The 19,245-nt window shown below is 46.1% G+C and carries 11 protein-coding genes and 1 pseudogene; 7 read left to right on the top strand and 5 right to left on the bottom strand.

All coding sequences use genetic code 11. The features are described 5' to 3' along the window. Positions 1 to 37 precede the first annotated feature (37 nt). Both QUA01_RS02640 and QUA01_RS02635 read right to left on the bottom strand, forming a co-directional pair. On the bottom strand, positions 38 to 2,692 hold the full coding sequence (locus tag QUA01_RS02640; RefSeq protein WP_333087760.1) for a C39 family peptidase: 2,655 nt from the start codon (positions 2,690 to 2,692) through the stop codon (positions 38 to 40). Positions 2,693 to 2,989: 297 nt separating this feature from the next. Beyond that, positions 2,990 to 3,430: a peroxiredoxin gene (locus QUA01_RS02635; protein WP_333087761.1), complete on the bottom strand. Its 441-nt coding sequence runs from the start codon at positions 3,428 to 3,430 to the stop codon at positions 2,990 to 2,992. Positions 3,431 to 3,748: 318 nt separating this feature from the next. On the opposite strand from QUA01_RS02635, the gene QUA01_RS02630 reads away from it, so the two are divergent. Then, positions 3,749 to 4,015, top strand: a complete 267-nt coding sequence (locus tag QUA01_RS02630; RefSeq protein WP_333087763.1) for a type II toxin-antitoxin system HicB family antitoxin — start codon at positions 3,749 to 3,751, stop codon at positions 4,013 to 4,015. Between the two features lie 286 nt (positions 4,016 to 4,301). Here the strand turns inward: QUA01_RS02630 and QUA01_RS02625 are convergent, their stop codons facing one another. Beyond that, the gene (locus tag QUA01_RS02625; protein WP_333087764.1) at positions 4,302 to 6,059 is read right to left on the bottom strand and encodes a tetratricopeptide repeat protein; all 1,758 of its coding nucleotides are present in this window, start codon (positions 6,057 to 6,059) and stop codon (positions 4,302 to 4,304) included. 250 nt (positions 6,060 to 6,309) lie between these two features. On the opposite strand from QUA01_RS02625, the gene QUA01_RS02620 reads away from it, so the two are divergent. From QUA01_RS02620 to QUA01_RS02605, 4 genes and pseudogenes are all read left to right on the top strand, one after another. Further along, positions 6,310 to 6,720 (top strand): Npun_F0494 family protein, encoded by a 411-nt coding sequence (locus tag QUA01_RS02620; protein WP_333087766.1) that lies wholly within the window; start codon positions 6,310 to 6,312, stop codon positions 6,718 to 6,720. Positions 6,721 to 7,043: 323 nt separating this feature from the next. Beyond that, positions 7,044 to 7,628, top strand: a pseudogene (locus QUA01_RS02615) (Uma2 family endonuclease). Between the two features lie 332 nt (positions 7,629 to 7,960). Further along, positions 7,961 to 11,533: an isoleucine--tRNA ligase gene (ileS, locus tag QUA01_RS02610; protein ID WP_333087767.1), complete on the top strand. Its 3,573-nt coding sequence runs from the start codon at positions 7,961 to 7,963 to the stop codon at positions 11,531 to 11,533. Positions 11,534 to 11,973: 440 nt separating this feature from the next. Next, complete coding sequence (locus tag QUA01_RS02605) at positions 11,974 to 13,035, top strand: NAD-dependent epimerase (RefSeq protein ID WP_333087771.1); 1,062 nt, start codon at positions 11,974 to 11,976, stop codon at positions 13,033 to 13,035. Between the two features lie 619 nt (positions 13,036 to 13,654). Here QUA01_RS02605 and QUA01_RS02600 read toward each other — a convergent pair. Further along, complete coding sequence (locus QUA01_RS02600) at positions 13,655 to 14,164, bottom strand: dihydrofolate reductase family protein (protein WP_333087773.1); 510 nt, start codon at positions 14,162 to 14,164, stop codon at positions 13,655 to 13,657. A 256-nt stretch (positions 14,165 to 14,420) separates the two neighbouring features. Continuing rightward, positions 14,421 to 17,588, bottom strand: coding sequence for a leucine-rich repeat domain-containing protein (locus tag QUA01_RS02595; RefSeq protein WP_333087775.1), 3,168 nt, complete (start codon positions 17,586 to 17,588; stop codon positions 14,421 to 14,423). A 192-nt stretch (positions 17,589 to 17,780) separates the two neighbouring features. Between QUA01_RS02595 and QUA01_RS02590 the strand changes: the two genes are divergently transcribed. Beyond that, a complete protein-coding gene (locus QUA01_RS02590; RefSeq protein ID WP_333087777.1) occupies positions 17,781 to 18,050 on the top strand; it encodes a type II toxin-antitoxin system VapB family antitoxin in 270 nt (89 codons plus the stop codon). Positions 18,051 to 18,304: 254 nt separating this feature from the next. Then, positions 18,305 to 19,186 carry an aspartoacylase gene (locus QUA01_RS02585; protein WP_333087780.1) on the top strand — a complete coding sequence of 294 codons (882 nt, stop codon included), beginning with the start codon at positions 18,305 to 18,307 and terminating at the stop codon, positions 19,184 to 19,186. Positions 19,187 to 19,245 lie beyond the last annotated feature (59 nt).

The following is a 19,245-nucleotide window of genomic DNA, read 5'->3' as shown; positions in this document are numbered from 1 at the left end:
ATCATGTAGGAGTGCAACCGGAATTGATATCAAAAGATTATCGAGAGATAAAATGCGCCCAAACATTCCCATCAGGCCCAGCAACTTGATTGACGTAACTGTAGGGATACATCAACTTTCTTCCCTCAGTATTGCTGTAGCCCGTGAGTGCATCTCCCCAAGGATCTTGCACGATATAACCCTGGGAATTGTAGCCAATTAAAGTGATAATGTGACCGGCCGCCGTAAAATCTCCCGCTAAAACTACCGGCCGCCGATTCAACAATTCCGATCGCACATCCGCCCATGTACGAGTCGTACTAAAACTCGTCTTAAACCCGTAAGCCTGAATCAGCGCCGTCAGCACGTTGTGATCGGTTTGAGAACCCTGGCCGGCATAGTCGAAACACCACTGCAACAACTCATCCTCCAACTGTCCGCCCCATTTAGAGCGAACGCCGTAGTAATAAAATACCATTGCGATCGCAGTTACATTGCAAGTAGACCAGTCAAAGCGCGGATTGTCCCGCTGCGAAAAATACGGCACGTTCAATTCCACATTGTTCGGAACTGGATCGAAAATTTTATCTCCCCGTTTGAACTGAACAAAGCTCGGAAAAACATAACCTGTATTGCCAAAATTCGGCAGTTCTTCAGTCAGGGAAACTTTTAGGTGACTGCCTTCCAAACCGTAGCTTTCCACGCCGTAAACTCTACCTAAAGGCAGTGTAGTTCTTTCAGTAGCACTTAGTTGGCTAGCATCTAACGGGCGTTTTTTCAATACCGTTGGTTGCAGCATTGTCATTGTCAAAGCATCGGGGTCAAAGGGAACTTCTTTGCCGTTTTTCTTGATTTTAACGGACTGCCAATAAATAAATCCGACATTCCCGAAATCAGGAATAGATTCGGCGAGAGTTACTCGGAAATGACCCAAAACGCACGCATAGCCAGTGATGGTGTATGTGCTACCTAAAATTAAATCTGCAACTCCATTGGCGGGCAGTTTTGATGAATCTACTGGTTGGCTTTTAATCACAGTTGTTTGAGTTACCAACACTTCCGCACCCCCGCTGTTGTTGGGTACGTCGGCGAGGTCAAACTTCAAGGTTTTTGTACCTTTGGCTAACTGAACGTCTGGTTCGTAAAAATAGCCAAAACTGCCGATCGGCGAAATTGCCGAATCCAGCACCACCTTGAGATGCCCGTCAACAAATCCGTACTTGCTCAACGTAAAAATCTGACCTGCTTTGACAAAAACTTTTTGCTGATTTTCTAGTCGCGAAGAATCAACCGGAGCTACTTTAAAGAAAGTAGCAGAAACTATCTTTAAGGTCAAACCTTTTCCGACAGTCAGCGGATCGGAACTAACTGTAATGTAAATTACTTGGCTGGCGGTAACATTGCGTTTGCTGTCAGTTGCGCGCAACCTCAGCCAACGAGCTCCTGCTACGCTAAATCCTTTAGGCATATTCACTTGCCAAGTGCCGGCTTGTTGGTTTAGCGTAACGGTTAGCGGAAATTTATCTTCAGCTATTACATCAACTTTTACCGCTTCCTGCTTGTCAAAAGTACCCTGCAGGACGATCGCCTGATTTACCAAAACTTCTGTTGGCCCTTGATAAGTTAAATTAGGGGCAGGATTGAAAGATTTACCACCGCGACTGAATTGCACGAAATCGGGAAAAATAAAACCCGTATTGCCAAAGGAAGGCAAATTTTCAGTCAGCGAGACTTTGACATCACCTTGTTCTATAGAGAATCCTGCAACTCCGTAAATCATGCCCGCCGGCAAATTAATTTTTTCTTGCGGTTGCAGGCTTGCTGGATTGACCGGCCGCTTTTTAAGCACAGCAGTTTTGATAACAGTCATCGTCACAGCATTTCTATCACACTGAATTCCTATCCCGTTTTGCAAAATTTGGACGTGTTGCGAGTACAAAAATCCTGACTGGACAAAGTTGGGAATCTGGTTATTTAGGGTGACACGAAAATGATTGTCTACGCAAGCATAGCCGAGAATATTGAAAGTTTCTCCCTGGTAAAATCTGACTTTCTGATTTTCTGCTAAAGTAGCAGAATCTGCGGGATTGCGCTTTAACCAGGTTTTTTTGTTTACCCACAGCAACATCATTCCAGGCGGCGGGGTGGGTAATTCGGCGCGATCGAATATCATGATTTTTGCGCCGTTTGTGATGATTGCGTGCTTTTCGTAAAAAAAGCCGGACTTCCCCACCGGATTGATGGGATTCCTTAGTTGAACATTTAGGTGTCCGTCTTCTAACTCGTAGTCGGTAATTTGATAAGTTGTTCCGGCTGGTACGTCCGCTTTTTGTTGATCGTTGAGACTGCTACTAGGCAATGTTCCGGCTTTGAATCTGGTAAATTGGAGAATAATTAACGTAAAAGAGCGATCGGGTAAGTTAGAAGCAGGATTAACTTTGATGTTAATTTTTTGTTCGCCGATAACTTTACCAGCCTTATTAGTTGCCTTCACCTGCACACTGCGAGTTCCAGTGCTATCGAATCCTTTCTCTAAACTGATGTTCCAGATGCCCGTAGATAAATTCATCTCAGCATTCAGGGCATTTGAGCCTTCTGTTGCTGAAATCGCCGCCACTTGATTTTTGTCAAAACTGCCCACTAAGACGGCACCTAGATTTGCCTCAACTTCTTGTGGGCCTAAGTAACTCAAAATACTGTCGTTGCTTGTCATTCTCTATCTGCCTACCTACTTAATTATTCAGCTACAGCAAGGATAACTTCTGATTTTATGAAACACAATGACTCAATCTAGGACAAAACCGCCCCTCGACTGAATCTAGGGGCGGTGAAAGCCTTTTAAAGCATGAATTTTGAATGGTTGACAGGATTTGCACGCAAAATCTAACTGTAGGCTGTGCACCGCGCACCTGACGACAATCTAGGCTGCTCGATCGCATTTGTCGTGCAAGTTTTGGGGGAACAAATATAGTTAGAGTAGGTTGTTAACCCCCGTACCCGTGACCCCTCACTAAACTATGGTGACAAGAATATCTTGAGCGTGAGAGTCAACTTTCAGATTGTCTCCTTCATAAACCTGAATAATTTTGCCGGTGCCATCGATAACAAAGGTGACGCGCTTGGCATAATCGCCTTTCTCGACATCGTAAGCTTTGGTAATTGCGCCATCAACATCTGCTAATAGTTGAAAAGGCAAACCGTACTTTTCTGTGAATTTTTGGTGCGATTCTTCGTTGTCGCGGCTGACACCGAGAACTACTATATCTTTGCCCTTGTATTCTTCATGAGCTGCTTTGAAGCTTTGAGCTTGTCTGGTGCAGCCGGGGGTGTCATCTTTGGGGTAGAAATACAAGATTACGGTTTTACCGGTGAAGTCGGAGAGGGAGACTGTTTTGCCGTTTGTGTCTTTGGCGGTGAATTGAGGGGCGGCGCACCCTACTGGTAATGTCATAGTTGTGTTTCTCTTGGAATTTATAAATGTATTTTAATTCATTTTGGGCGGGCTAGGAGCAACTGCCGACAAGAAAATGCACTTTTTGACAGAATAGAAGAGACGGGGCGATTGGAAATCGCGTCTACAAAAACAAAACCCGCCTGCGCGGGTTAATACAACGTTTATTTATACAGGTATTGATACACGAAAAGTCTGCACTTTGCAATAGTTCGCACTGGTGATTGTCTGCCTTGACTTGCGGGCGATCGCGTGTTAGATTATTGGCATATCCTCAAAATATGCTGACTAAATTAAAATTAATTTACCAAATAGAATATGATTAATTTTTATACTGTAGTTATCCGCAAAAGTTCCGACTACTGGGTTTCTCTGTGTTTAGAAAATGGGTTGGTGGGGCAAGGCAATACTCGCGAACAATCTATCGATAAACTCAAACAAGCTATTGAGTCTTTTTCCGAAGTCTATCAATCAGAGTCTAATGTTTATCTCAGCCCTCTTTCTATTAATGAGTTGCACGAATTTATGACTTTAGAAGATGCGGAAGCTTCAGACACTTATGAATTAAGGAAAGTTTATGCCTAAAAACCTTCCATCTTTAAAACCTAAAGCATTAATTAAGATTTAAGAACAAAACGGATGTCAGTTTTACCGAGAGGGGAAAGGGGATCATCGTTTGTATATGCGTGAAGTTGAAGGCATAAAAAGGATTGTTCCGATTGATATCGGTGCTGGGGAAATGTCACCTGCTTATGTGTTGCGGATTTTCAGGCAATTTGGGTTTACCGATCCATAAAATGAGGGGATGATTAGTTAAGTCCGCCTTGATTGCTCAGCAATTGAATTAGCAATTTTAATGTACAGCAATTGCTTAATCAATACCCCAATTTTTCAGTTGTGTTGTAACTGATTGGATCGGAAAAGCAAGAGCAGTATCACTAACAGGTCGTAGAACTGGCTCTTGATTCTGCGATCCAGTAATGCTAATGTGATAACGACTTCGCTGACCAATGGCAACAACGCGATTTTGCCGATCTAATACGGGACTGCCAGCCTTAACTATAACTGAAATTGGAGATATTTGTAACTCTCGATCGCTCTTGTTGATGACTTTTCCTGTTGTAACTGTCCAATCATCATTGGTGTCGTCAGAATATCCAATAATGTGGGTAGGTGAGTTGAGGGGAACAGAGGCTGAGGCTCTGGCTAAAGGCTTAATATCCTTCGGAATGTTTGTGACTTCAAGTAAAGCTAAATTTAGGTTGTCAGAGGCAGCAGTAATTTTAGCAATCTTAGCGGGTTTCCGCTTGCGGAATTCGCCAGATTTCGGTTTACTATAAAATTCAACTTCGATTTCTGGATCACTCTGGAGCCTAGTTGTGTCAGTCGTTTTCACAATGCGCTCGGTCACAATCCAAGCTTTGTTTCCCTGCCGTTTTACTACCCAGCCAGTAAGCGACTGTAAGTCTGTCCAGCCAGTAAACGACGGTAAGTCTGTAGAATTTTTAATAACAACTCGGACAACAGACCGCTTTAATGAAACTAAAGGTTCATCTTTTAAACTGGGGAATCGCTCTGGAATTTCCGAAAATTGCGGATTTTTTCGCATAGCTAAGAGCCGTTCGGTTTCTTTGAGTAATAAATTAACCCTAATATTTTGGAGGAATGCACTTATCCTCTCGCTCAAATTGTTGTCAGCTTGGGTATGTTTGAGGTTGAGTTGAATCGCTTGGCGGTAAGCTGCGCTCGCCTCCTCTAATCTCCCCTGTTCCTGTAAAATCCAACCTAAATTTTTGTAAGCTTCGGCATAGTTTGTATCTATTTTAATGGCTTGGCGGTAAGCTGCGATCGCCTCATCTAATCTGCCCTGTTGCTGTAGGGCCAAACCTAAGTTTCTGTGAGCTTCGGCATCATTAGGATTTATTTGGATGGCTGGGCGGTAAGCTGCGATCGCCTCATCTAATCTGCCCTGTTGCTGTAGGGCCAAACCTAAGTTTCTGTGAGCTTCGGCATCATTAGGATTTATTTGGACGGCTTGGCGGTAAGCTGCGATCTCTTCATCTGGTTTGCCTTGGTAGGATAGCGTCTTACCAAGTTTGTTGTAAGCCCAAACCCACTGAGGGTTAACTTTGATGGCTTGGCGGTAAGTTGCGATCTCTTCATCTGGTTTGCCTTGAAAATACAGCAGAGCACCCAGCTCTTTGTAAGCTTCGGCATCATTGGGATTTATTTGGACGGCTTGGCGGTAAGCTGCGATCGCTTCATCATATGGTTTGCCTTGCCAAAACAGCACCTCACCCAGATTTTTATAAGCTTCGGCAAAGTTTGGATTTATTTGGACGGCTTGGCGGTAAGCTGCGATCGCTTCCTCTGGTTTTCCCCGAGCGCTCAACTGAAAGCCGAGAGTTTGGTAAATAGTAGCATCCCAAAAATTAGGTTGAATCGCTTGCCTCAAACTCTCTGTTGCTTCATTTGCTGCATTTTGCTTTTTCTGCACAACCGCTTGAACAATATAAGCAAAAGAAGTGAGGCGATTGGCAAGCAACGGCAGTGTCGCCGCCACGTATAAGAATAAGAAAACCGAGGTTAACTTGGGCAAGAATTTTTTAGGCACTTTCGGCAAAGGCATAATCTTTCTTCTTCTCTAACTTCGTTAAGCCTAGTCTACTTCTTCTCTCAAGCTACCTGCAAGGGTTTCTCTATACCGGGCGATTGGAAATGCAGAAGCCTCAGACAGTTATGAACTCAGAAAAGCTGATGCCTAAAAATATTTATTTCTGTTCAACGCCTGTCTGATTTTTTGTATAATTTTCATAACTCCACTTTGACTCTAAATCTGTAACAATTAAAAATATAGTACCTATTCAAAAAATCTCTCAATGACTTTTATCCCATCCGAAGCATTTAAATCTATTAGTTATCCCGATCGCACTGTCAAAAGAGCCGATCGCGCGATCCGGTGCAGCCCTTTTCAATTACACTTCTTCCAGACCATCCGCGATAACAGTGTTTTCCTAACTGCGATCGCCTCAAACGCGGGTGTTGAAAGCGGCTACACCCGATCGCCCGTATCCGAACTCGTAGCGGAAAACTCCCTACTCTGGCTGATCCAAGTTGGCGTTTTGCGGCGCGAAGTAGACGGACAAGGGATTACCGACAGTTTTCGCCTCACACCCCTGGGCCGCCAACTCGTGGAAAAATGGGAACAGGAAGGACAGGGAGTGCCGGCCGCGTCATTGTGCGATCGTATGGGAAATGCGGTTAGCCGCGGATTGGGACTGTTTCTTTAAGCGTTTATTGCTTGTCCGACAGTCCGACAGTCCGACAGGGAATGAATTCCGTGTCTCATAGCAAAAGTCGGTTAAAACCGACTGCAAGTCTCAATTTAATTGGATGTTGAGTTTCGCATTTCACGTTAATCAACCTCCTCAGTCCTCTTGCAGAGGACTTGCGCTATGAGACAGGGATTTCAATCCCTGTCGGACTCGCCGTCAAACGAGTTAGACCACTTAAAGCCGTCAAGCGAAGGACGGGGTTTTAGACCAATTTTCTTGATAAATTAAATGCCCGATCGCTTAACTAATACAAATTAAACTTAAATCAAATAACAATAATGGTTCAAACCGCTTCTAAACCTTTGAGTCTCCATGAATTTCTCCAACTGTCGGAAACCAAACCCGCCAGCGAATTCATCGACGGCCAAATTATCCAAAAACCTATGCCCCAAGGAAAACACAGCACAATTCAAAGCGATTTGGGTGCTGACATCAACCGGGTACTCAAACCGCAACGCATCGCCCGCGCCTATCCAGAATTGCGCTGTACCTTTGGCGGTCGATCGACTGTACCCGATCTTGCAGTCTTTACTTGGGAACGCATTCCCCGCGACGAGAACGGCGAAGTCGCCAACACTTTCGCCATCGCCCCCGACTGGACAATCGAAATTCTTTCCCCCGACCAAAGTCAAACTAAAGTCGTCCGCAACATTCTCCACAGTCTCGGCCACGGAACCCAGATGGGCTGGTTGATTGACCCGGAAGAAGAACTGGTATTTGTCTATTTTGCCGTTAGCGAAGCCCTCGCAGAGGATCGCACCATAGCATTTTTTGAATAACCGGGCGATCGCCTCCCCGTTCCACCCTTCGCTGAATCCTTGAATCTGACTGTTGGTGAAATGTTCGGTTGGCTGAGTCAGTAGCGCCACCTCGATTTATGAATGATTTTTTAACCGCAGAGGGCGCAGAGGGCGCGGAGAGAAGAGAGGGTTCTCTACGGATTTGGTTCGATCTAATGTGCGGTCGATCGCCTATACTGGAATATCTGGTTGTCAGCTCTTCAAGGACGAGAGAGGACTAAATTCCTTGCTAAAAATTAATTATGATTATTTCACCGGACTTGATAAGTAAGTCCACCTAACTAAAAATAAGATATTGATGGCTGAAAAAAATGCTGTACAAGCATTCTTTCTTCCTTCTTCCTTCTTCCTTCTTCCTTCTTCTAACAACTAACTAGATAAAACGTTTCTCAAAAATGGAAGCTAAATCCTACAAAGACACCGTAAATCTGCCCAAAACCAAGTTTGATATGCGGGCTAACGCCGCCCGTCGCGAACCGGAATTGCAACAATTTTGGGCAGATCAAGAAATCTACGATCGCCTTTCGGAAAATAACCCAGGCGAATTGTTCATCCTCCACGACGGGCCACCCTACGCCAACGGACAACTTCACATCGGCCACGCCCTCAATAAAATCCTTAAAGATTTTATCAACCGCTACCAAATGCTGCGCGGCAAAAAAGTTCGCTACGTGCCCGGTTGGGATTGTCACGGATTGCCGATCGAACTTAAAGTATTGCAAAACATGAAATCGGACGATCGGCTAAATCTTACGCCGATCGACCTCCGCCACAAAGCCGCCGCCTTCGCGCAGCAAACAATGGAACAGCAGCGCGAATCCTTCCAGCGCTACGGCGTTTGGGGCGACTGGGAACACCCGTATTTAACCCTGAAACCCGAATACGAAGCCGCTCAAATCGGCGTTTTCGGTCAAATGGTGCTCAAAGGCTACATCTATCGCGGCTTTAAACCCGTGCACTGGAGTCCGAGCTCGAAAACAGCCCTCGCCGAAGCAGAATTGGAATATCCCGAAGGCCACGTCTCGCGCAGCATCTACGTCGGCTTTCATGTCAGAAACTTGTCAAAATCTTTGCAGGCGAAGCTCAAGCGCTATATGCCGAGCCTCTGGGCCGCGATTTGGACGACTACCCCCTGGACGATTCCGGCAAACTTGGCGATCGCAGTCAATCCCGAACTGATGTATGCAGTGGTGGAACCGCCGGCAAATTCCCACATCGCACAACAATTTATGTTAGTCGCTGTCGATGCGGTCGATCGACTGTCGGCAACTTTCAACACAGAATTAAAAATCCTGGCTACCTTCCCAGGTAAAGAATTAGAAGGCTGCACCTACAAACATCCGTTGTTCGATCGCGAAAGCCCGATCGTTGCCGGCGGCGACTACATTACCGCTGACTCAGGAACCGGATTGGTGCACACCGCGCCCGGCCACGGACAAGAAGACTTTATAGTAGGAAAACGCTGCGGTTTGCCAGTTTTAACACCCGTAGACGAAAACGGAAATTTCACCGCAGAAGCCGGAGAGTTTGCAGGTTTAAATGTCCTCGGAAACGGCAATAGCGCGGTAATTGAGGCATTGGAAAAGGCAAATTGTTTGATTAAAGAGGAAGCTTATCCTCACTCCTATCCTTACGATTGGCGCACTAAAAAGCCGACGATTTTTCGGGCTACAGAACAGTGGTTTGCGTCCGTTGAAGGGTTCCGAGATGAAGCATTAAAAGCCATTTCTAATGTGAATTGGATTCCCGCCCAAGGTGAAAATAGAATTACTGCAATGGTCGGCGATCGAGCAGATTGGTGCATTTCTCGCCAGCGGACTTGGGGCGTTCCAATTCCCGTATTCTACGACGAAGAAAACAACGAACCGCTGTTAAATGAAGAAACGATCGCCCACGTCCAAGCCATCTTTGCCGAGAAGGGTTCCGATGCTTGGTGGGAATTGTCGATCGATGAATTGCTGCCGGAATCTTACCGCAACAATGGCCGCACCTACCGCAAGGGCACCGACACGATGGATGTGTGGTTTGACTCCGGTTCTTCCTGGGCCGCAGTTGCCAAAGGGCGATCGGAATTAAACTATCCAGCCGATATCTATTTGGAAGGTTCAGACCAACATCGGGGCTGGTTTCAATCCAGCTTGCTAACCAGTGTAGCAACCAACGGCATTGCTCCTTACAAAACAGTTTTGACTCACGGTTTTGTGCTGGATGAAAAAGGCCGCAAGATGAGCAAATCTGAAGGCAATGTCGTCGATCCGGCTGTGGTAATTAAGGAATATGGAGCCGATGTTTTGCGGTTGTGGGTGTCTTCGGTAGACTATTCTGCGGATGTGCCGTTGGGCAAAAACATTCTCAAACAGCAATCGGATGTTTACCGCAAAATTCGCAATACAGCTAAGTTTTTGCTGGGGAATTTGCACGACTTCGATCCGGCAAAAGATGCTGTAGCTTACGAGGATTTGCCAGAACTCGATCGCTATATGCTGCACAGAATGGGAGAAGTTTTTGCGGAAGTTCAAGATGCTTTTGAAAACTTCCAATTTTCCCGATTCTTCCAAACAGTGCAGAATTTCTGCACGGTGGATTTGTCTAATTTCTATCTGGATATTGGGAAGGATCGACTTTATATCAGCGCGACAGATGCCCAGCGCCGCCGCAGTTGTCAGACGGTAATTGCGATCGCTGTGGAGAATTTGGCAAGGGCGATCGCACCTGTGTTGTGTCACATGGCTGAGGATATTTGGCAGTACCTTCCCTATCCAACTCCCTACAAATCTGTATTTGAAGCCGGTTGGGTGCAAGTTGAGGCTTCGTGGCACAATCCAGAATTGGCTGCGCGCTGGCAATATTTGCGACAAGTACGCGGTGAAGTTAACAAGGTTTTGGAAAAAGCCAGGACTGAAAAGGCGATCGGTTCTTCTTTGGAAGCTAAGGTTTTATTGTACGTTCCCGATGTTGAGAAAAGAGAGCAATTGCAAGCTTTGAATCCCAGCAGTGAAGAATTGGTGGATTATGTGCGATCGCAAAATGCAGCGATCAAACTAACCGCAGAGGAGAAAGCAAAAGCAGTACAAGATCGACAGGAAGAAAAAGCTGCAAGTGTTGCAAAAAACTTGACAATAAAGACTGTTAGTGTTGAGCAACAAACAGTCGCTAAGCGCGATGCAGATTCTGAAATTGTAGAGTATTCTACCCCAGAAGAATCGGCTTTAGACTTGCAGCAAGTGTTAGATCGCAGCGCCCAGTTTGTCGCCGATCTACCTGCATACGCGGGCAACTTTATCACAGAATACCAAAAAGTTCTGGTAACGCTAGGGCTGTTAGCTTCTGTATTGGTAACGGGTAGAGTAACCCTGGCAGTTTTGGATACGATGAATCAAATTCCTCTCTTGGAAGTCTTCTTTAAAGTCATCGGTATCTTATTTACAATCTGGTTTGCTTTCCGTCACTTGCTGTTTGCAGAAAACCGTCAAGAAATTGGACAAACAATAGATTCTCTGACAGCCGATGTGCTGGGACAAACAACTGCGCTTATGCTTGTAGAAACACAGGCGATCGTGCTAGCGCCCGTAGTAGAGACAGCGCTTGTACCGATACAGGCGCAAACATCCGCAGCCCAACAAAGTTTTGCAGAAATACCTGCAATCCCGAAAGCAGAATTAAGTGCGGCACCCAAAGCAAAAACTCCTGCTGAAGTAGCTGTACACCATCATTCTGCAAGTGGTAGCAACGGTGTAGACGAATTGCGCTATTTGTTCATCACCTCAGAAGTTGAACTGATCGAATCGAATGCAGCAATGCCAGAATTGCCGTACAGTTACCAATCTCCAGAGTTGGCGATTGGTGTAGTCAAAGCAGACGGCCAAAAGTGCGATCGTTGCTGGAATTACTCAACCCACGTCGGAGAGTCGATCGAACATCCGGCAATTTGCGAACGCTGCGTCTCAGCAGTAGACGGCAAATTTTAATGCAGGATGTGTAATAAATAGTTTGTCATTGCCAGTGAAACGAAGCAATCGCTTAATTTCCGCCATTGCTTCGCTTCATCTCTCTCCTCTCTTCTCTTCCTCTGCGTGCTCTGCGTTCTCTGCGGTTAAATCATGCCGATTATTCAAATTTAAATAGCAATGGTTTACGCAGAATGTTTTTAGGCAGAGGTGTAAATCCCCATCTTAAAAACGTCGCGCGACCTATGTCAACTGTTTAAGGTATGTGTATGGTGCGGATCTGTGAGATTTCCCCGCTTTCTGGCAGATTGTCGGTGAATCCGCAGCCTACGGGGATTTTCCAGCTTTCCCAGCAGATGTTGAATAGTGACATACTTGCGATATGTTGTATGGTAAGTCGCACGAGTCGTTTCCCTCTCAGTACGCTTTGTGACCGATTTTCCTACTTACCGAATGTTTTTATGAAAATTTTAGTAACTGGTGCAGCAGGCTTTATCGGCTATCATTTAGCCCAAAGATTACTATCCCAAGGGCAACAAGTTTACGGCATCGATAACTTAAATGACTATTATGATGTCAACCTCAAAAAAGCGCGTTTAGCTCAACTCCAGACGCATTCGCAATTTACTTTTCAATATTTAGATTTGAGCGATCGCCCTAGCATATCCCAACTTTTCCAAGACCAAAAATTTGACCGTGTTGTTCACCTCGCCGGTCAACCGGGCGTTCGCTACTCGCTGGAAAATCCTCACGCCTACGCAGACAGCAACCTCACAGGATTTATCAACATTTTAGAAGGCTGTCGCCACAGCCAAATCGAGCATTTAGTTTTTGCTTCTTCCAGTTCTGTTTACGGTGCTAATACTAAAGTTCCCTTTGCAGTTAGCGATAACGTCGATCATCCGATTTCCCTTTATGCAGCCACCAAAAAAGCTAATGAACTGATGGCTCATTCCTACAGCCATTTGTACGGTTTGCCGATTACGGGATTGCGCTTTTTTACAGTATACGGCCCTTGGGGAAGACCGGATATGGCTTATTTCAAATTCGTCAAGGCGATCGCCGAAAACAAGCCCATCGACGTTTACAACTTCGGCAAAATGCAGCGCGATTTCACTTACATTGACGATGTAATTGAAGGAGTTGTGCGAGTCATGGCAAAACCGCCTCAATCGATCGCCCAAAATTCTGCCACCACGGCTCCCTACAAGATTTATAATATTGGCAATCATTCCCCTGTGGAATTGTTGACTTTTATCGAAGTCATTGAAAAAGCAACGGGGAAAACAGCCGTTAAGAATTTTTTACCAATGCAGCCCGGTGACGTACTTTCTACCTATGCAGATGTAAGCGATTTGATGCAGGATGTAGGATTTAAGCCCAGTACGCCGATCGCCCAAGGCATCCATAAGTTTGTAGAATGGTATCGAGACTATTACGGCGCTGCGGGCGAGAACTCTTACAGTCAGGAGGCTGCTGAGATAGAACATCTTCCCAATGGCGATCGTCTGGCCAAAGTTTAAGCGCCAAAAATATTCACTAATGTGCTTAAAAACGCATTAGTGTTCCCGCTATTGGTTCGTAGTGCGAAATTGAGTCCGCACTAGGAACCAATATTATAGATAAATACGGTTTACTTAAGACGATCTCCCTGGCACACCCCTTAAAAAGGGGAGTAGGGGGTGGGACAATAATGCTCTCAAAGTCCCCCTTCTTAAGGGGGATGCGAGGGGGATCTCCGGGGCATAAATATGTTAAGTGAACCCTATTGTATTATAGATGCTCCCGATTAGAGGAAAACGATATCAATCGATGAGCAAAACTATTTTCGGTCAAAAAAACTGCAGACTATTTCACCAGGGTTGTTTTGTCCAAACGCCAAAACACGGCCATCTTTCTTAACCGTAGTGCGATCGCGGCAATTATAGACTTCCAGAGGCTGTTTAACTCGATCCACACTCAGAGTTACCCTGTACTCCCAATAATTTTTCGCACTGCGTTTGATATCGACAATGCAAATCTCGCGCCCTTGATAATTTCGGCAAACAGATGCCTCAGCCGGCAGCGCGACCGAGAAAACAGATATTAATAGCAACCAGCCGCAAAAATATTTCATCATCAGCTTAACAACAAAGCGCGCCCTCAAGCCGCGACATCATAGGATAGCTGAACCATACCAGAACTATAAGTCTGACATCCAGTTAGCTGCAAAGCTGTAGTATTGGGATTAGCAAATAAAGGAATTCCCTCGCCCAAAATCAGCGGGTGTACTGAGAGAATTAACTCGTTGACAAGATTGTTTTTCAGGAAATCGCGAATTAACAAAGAGCCTCCCACCAACCAAATATTTTTGCCCTCTATCAAGCGCAAATCATTGACAAAACTCTCTAATTGTGTTACTACTTCCACATCAGAAGTTGCTGCGAAATCTAGATTTTTAGTAAAAACATAACTTTTTTTTTCTTGGTAGGGATACTCGCCAAAAGTTAGAACTTGTTCGTAGGTTTTGCGCCCCATAAGGACTGTATCGATGCTATCTAAGAATTTAGTATAGCCGTAATTTTGGTCTGTATACAGCCAGTCAATCTCGCCATTCGATCGCGCGATATAACCGTCCAAACTAGATGCAATGTATAGTACAACTTTACGCATGGCAATACCTGGATTTTGGCTGTGGGGGCGATCGCCCGAATCACCTTAATTTTAGATCGTATCATGTCCGAAGACAACGCTGGCAATAAGATTAGTGCGATCGGACTAATTGACCGGAGAGAAGTACCAATCGAGGCCAAGAAACCGGGTTTCTGCGAGTCTTTGGTTGGGTGACGAGAAATACAGAGAGAAACCCGGTTTCTGAGATTTACGCAGTGGGCCAAGAAACCGAGGAAATCAGAGATTTGGATCTAGTTTACTGTGCCGATGGTAGCTTAAGTTCGATACCCACTTTTTCACCAAGATCGATCGCCTTATTAGCCAAATCAACAGCACCTCCGATACCAACTCCGATCGCAGCCGCCGCCGCAACTATCGCAGTCTGACTCTTCTTTAATCTGGCTTTATTCCATTGGTTTTCCGGTTTCTTAATTTCCGCTTCGACATCTTCAATATCGATAATTACGCCCTCGCGGATGTCTTCGGGAAACTGCGTCGCGGTTTCGCGAATTGATGAAATTAGTTTGAGAATTTCGGCGGTATTGGCATTATTATTTTGCACGGATTGATTGCCACTAACTTCGGCGCTGTTCGACGAACCGCCGATATTGCCGGAAAAGTTAGCACCTTGAAAAGCACCTTGAAAGTTGTTGGTTTCAGAAGAATTTTGAGTCATTTTTGCTTCGGCTTTATTAATAATTGGTCTACTAACAGCTAGTTTAGCGATATCTACAAGGTCGTCATATTCTCTTCCGTATTTGTCATCGCCCCTAAGCTTGCTGCGCCGAAGTTCGATCGACTCATACCCATCCAGCAACTGCCGCAAATCGAGTTTGAGTTTGAGTTTGCCGACACGCACTGTATTCTCGCCCATATCCTCCAGCCCTAGCAATTCATCATAATCCAGCGGATCAGCATCGGGATAACCCGGAACCGGCACCCATTGACTGATTTCCAGATTGGCAAAAGAATTGTGGATTTTGGTAAACGTATCGCGAATCATGCTGAGGAAAGAACGCCGCGTCGATTCCCGCCCGCTAACGGCAATAAAGATTTTCTTATCTTCCGGGTCAGATTTGATCCGGGCGATGTTGTACACCTCAGCGCCTTCCCTGTACTCCAGCATAACCCCCGTGCGCCAGTGGGTGCAGTTGTGGATTTTCTCGTGCATGAGGACGATGAAGCGCGAGAGAATGCTGTCGGGGAGGATGCGGTAGTGATATTGAAATTCCAGCGTTTCGCCTTGGAGTTTGGTGTTTTCCGGTTGTTCTTTGGGCAAGATGCCGGGGATGAGGAAAGTCGGCGCGGGACAATGGCTGACGGGGAAGCAGAGTTCAAATTCCTCCATCAACCCGGTGAGGCAGTGGTAGCGGCGGCTGGGATATTTATTTGAGTCGAGGATGCGGCTGAGGTCGGCGTAGGTGAGAATGCCTTTGGTTTTGACTTTGAGTGCGTCGTCGCTGAGGAGGGCATAGATGCCTTCAGTCACCCAGTGGGGATTGAGGATGTTGGTGGATTGCAGGATGGGGTGTTCGCGGAAGTTGAGGACAATGCCCAGGTTGTGCAGCAGTCCGATGAGTTGGGTTTGGTCGGTTTCTTCAAAGATGTTTTCTGTGGCGCAGATGGTGGCGTATTCGCTGATGCTGATAATGTCTTTGTCGAGGCTTTCCAGGCGCTGCTTGACTTGGAACCAGCTTAGCGGCAAAAGATCGTAGACTTCTTTGAGTTGGGAGATTTCCGTGTGGATGGCGCTGCGGAGTTCGTCGATGCCAGTTCCGCTTTCGCAGGAGGTTTCGATAATCGCTTTGATGTTGGGATATTTGTCGCGCAAGGCTTTGCGGTTCAGATCCAGGGGTTGTTCGTCGCATTTGTTGCCGACGATGATCACGGGGGATGCGTCGCCGAAGCTTTCGATCAGTTTCAGCCAGTATTCGAGGCGGTTTTCCTCTTCGCTGGTGCGGCAGTTGCACACGAGGAGGTAGAGGCTGCGTTTGGTAAGGAAAAATTGGTGGGTGGCGTGGTAGATTTCTTGTCCGCCGAAGTCCCAGACGTTGAGTTTGACCGGTTTGGTGTTGACTGTAATTTGCCAGTTTGTGATATTGAGTCCGTCGGTTTGGGGTTCGTTGCAGTTGTATTGGTTGTGGATGAGGCGGTTGATCAGGGAGGTTTTGCCGACGCTGCCTTGCCCGACGAGAAGGACTTTGGCTTCGTTGAGGGGGAGAACTTCGCTGCTGCGGAGTTGGCGCAGGTAGTTGAAGACGGCCGCGGGAGTACCGGGGGGTTCTGTCTGGTTGGCAGGCCCCAGAACTTCTGGAGAAATGGGCAGGGGATTGCAGCGGAGGTCGAGTGTTTCAAGTTGTGGCAGTGTTTCCAAACATTCAGGAATAGTTTCAATCTGATTGTTACCGAGGAAAAGCCGTGTCAGATTCGACAGTTGCCCGAGCGCCTTTGGGATCGAGGTAATCTGATTGTTATGGAGGAAAAGCTGTGTCAGATTCGACAGTTGCCCGAGATCCTCTGGGATCGAGGTAATCTGATTGTTATGGAGGAAAAGCTGTGTCAGATTCGACAGTTGCCCGAGCGCCTCTGGGATCGAGGTAATCTGATTGTGACAGAGGTCAAGCACTGTCAGATTCGACAGTTGCCCGAGCGCCTCTGGGATCGAGGTAATCTGATTGTTACCGAGGAAAAGCGGTCTCAGATTCGACAGTTGCCCGAGATCCTCTGGGATTGCGGTAATCTGATTGTCACTGAGGTTAAGCACTATCAGATTCGACAGTTGCCCGAGCGCCTCTGGGATCGAGGTAATCTGATTGTTATTTAGGAAAAGCCGTGTCAGATTCGACAGTTGCCCGAGCGCCTCTGGGATCGAGGTAATCTGATTGTGATTGAGGTAAAGCACTGTCAGATTCGACAGTCGCCCGAGCGCCTCTGGGATTGCGGTAATCTGATTGTCACTGAGGTTAAGCTCTGCCAGATTCGACAGTTGCCCGAGATCCTCTGGGATGGAGGTAATCTGATTTTCACTGAGGTCAAGCACTGTCAGATTCGACAGTTGCCCGATCGCATCTGGGATGTCTGTTAAACCAATGCTGGTTAAATTTAAACTCTCTAATTGCTTCATTTCCAGCAACAATTCTGGCATTGTTCCCAATGGATTGCCGATAAGGTCGATCGATCGCAAATTTAAGAGTGATCGTAATTCCTCTGGCAGTGTTCTTAATTGATTGGTGATTAGTTTCGGGCTGAATTCACCATCAACCCATTCCCCGCCTTCCACCTTCCCCAACAGCAACGTCTCAAGCTGTGTGCACTTGCCAATCTCCGGCGGCAATTCCTCCAAGTCCAGCCCCGCCAAATCCAGTTCCGTCAATTTTTCCTCGGCTGCTTGGTCGATTCGCCGCACTGCTTCCTCTCGCGTCATGCCCTTTGTCTCTCGGTAGGATTCATTTTATTGTGACAGGATTTTTCGCTTGGTGGGGAGTTGCCCGCGCGTCACAATCAAAGAAACCGGTTTTTTTTGTTTTTAGACTGTCATGCGTCTTCTGGGCAAAAACCCGGTTTCTGAGCGAGGCATTACAACTATAATAAAATAACCGTTAAAAGAGGAAAGCCAATGGTGACGAGCCTGAATGTGGATACGGCACTGCTGCAAGAGGCGATCGAACTTGAGGGAGAAATTGATTTCGAGACTCTAGTAGAAATCGCCTTGCGCGAATACATTCAACGCCGCAAACAGCCACAGAATCTCGAACTTAGCTTTGGAGAATCTCTCAGTGCATTTCGTGAAAAATATCAACTGCACGAACTGGGTTTAAATCCTGATGAAATTTGGGGAGAAGTTCGCGATCGAACTTTTGCAGGACGCGAGGTCATCTTTGAATGACGCTGCATTATTTACTCGATACCAACATTATCTCCGAAATAATGCGCTCGATTTGTTCGCGGTGGTGATCCTACTATTTTTTTGTTTAGTGACGAGAAATACCCAGAGAAACCAGGTTTCTCAGTTCTACGTGTGATACCTGCTTACTAAAACTTTAGCTAATCTAAATATAAACACATAATCAACCTCAATTTCATGTTTTTTACCAACAGATGACAAAGGGTGGTAGGCTTGGGATAGGAAGTTATTTGTTTATGAACCAAATTAAACGTGTTGCCATAGTGGGAGGAACCCACGGAAACGAACTCACAGGCATTTACCTGGTGAAGAAGTTCGATCGCGCACCAGAGTTAATTGGGCGATCGACTTTTGAAACTATCACCCTGCTAGCCAATCCCAAAGCTTGCGAAATCGGGACACGCTACATCGATATCGACCTCAACCGCTGCTTTAGAAAGCAAGATTTAGAAAATCCCCATCTCTCTACCTATGAAGCGCAGCGGGCAAAAGAAATCTACCGCATTTTTAGCTCAAAAAACACTCATCTGCCCAACGTAATTATCGATTTGCACAGCACCACATCCAACATGGGGCTAACATTTATTCTCGCCAGCCAGCATCCTTTTAACCTGCAACTAGCAGCTTATTTAACCTCTGTGTATCCCCACCTCAAGGTACTCGCTTCTACAACCAAGAATCATGATAGTCCTTTGCTGCGATCGCTTTCCGAATTAGGCGGTACGCTGGAAGTTGGTGCAGTCCCGCAAAGCGTATTGGATGCCTCTTTATTTCAGCAAACCGAGCAGGTTGTCGGCACAATTTTAGAGTGCGTAGAAAGCTACAATCAAGGCACAATGCCTGCTGCAACAAATCCCCTGACTGTTTATCATACCATCGGGGCGATCGACTATCCCAGAAACGAAAAGGGAGAGATTCAGGCAATGATTCATCCTCAGCTACAATCCAGAGATTATCAAGCCCTAAATCCCGGCGATCCGATGTTTTTGACCTTTGAGGGCGAGTCAGTCTTCTATGAAGGTAAATCGACGGTATATCCAATTTTTATTAACGAGGCGGCTTACTACGAAAAAGGAATTGCGATGTGTTTTACCCAAAAGCAAATAGTTAGTTGTTAGTTGGCAGTTGTTAGTTGTTAGTTGGCAGTTGGCAGTTGGCAGTTATTAGTAGGGGCGGT

It is taken from the genome of Microcoleus sp. S36a_B3 (assembly GCF_036700745.1).
Lineage (GTDB): Bacteria > Cyanobacteriota > Cyanobacteriia > Cyanobacteriales > Microcoleaceae > Microcoleus.
The sequence above is the reverse complement of the archived record's forward strand: the minus strand, read 5'-3'. Positions and strand labels throughout refer to the sequence as shown.

Coding starts and splice junctions, on each gene's coding strand:
- QUA01_RS02620 (WP_333087766.1), top strand. CDS start 6,310: ATGACTTTTATCCCATCCGAAGCATTTAAATCTATTAGTTATCCCGAT.
- QUA01_RS02605 (WP_333087771.1), top strand. CDS start 11,974: ATGAAAATTTTAGTAACTGGTGCAGCAGGCTTTATCGGCTATCATTTA.
- QUA01_RS02635 (WP_333087761.1), bottom strand. CDS start 3,430: ATGACATTACCAGTAGGGTGCGCCGCCCCTCAATTCACCGCCAAAGAC.
- QUA01_RS02590 (WP_333087777.1), top strand. CDS start 17,781: ATGGTGACGAGCCTGAATGTGGATACGGCACTGCTGCAAGAGGCGATC.
- QUA01_RS02625 (WP_333087764.1), bottom strand. CDS start 6,059: ATGCCTTTGCCGAAAGTGCCTAAAAAATTCTTGCCCAAGTTAACCTCG.
- ileS (WP_333087767.1), top strand. CDS start 7,961: ATGGAAGCTAAATCCTACAAAGACACCGTAAATCTGCCCAAAACCAAG.
- QUA01_RS02640 (WP_333087760.1), bottom strand. CDS start 2,692: ATGACAAGCAACGACAGTATTTTGAGTTACTTAGGCCCACAAGAAGTT.
- QUA01_RS02585 (WP_333087780.1), top strand. CDS start 18,305: ATGAACCAAATTAAACGTGTTGCCATAGTGGGAGGAACCCACGGAAAC.
- QUA01_RS02595 (WP_333087775.1), bottom strand. CDS start 17,588: ATGACGCGAGAGGAAGCAGTGCGGCGAATCGACCAAGCAGCCGAGGAA.
- QUA01_RS02630 (WP_333087763.1), top strand. CDS start 3,749: ATGATTAATTTTTATACTGTAGTTATCCGCAAAAGTTCCGACTACTGG.
- QUA01_RS02600 (WP_333087773.1), bottom strand. CDS start 14,164: ATGCGTAAAGTTGTACTATACATTGCATCTAGTTTGGACGGTTATATC.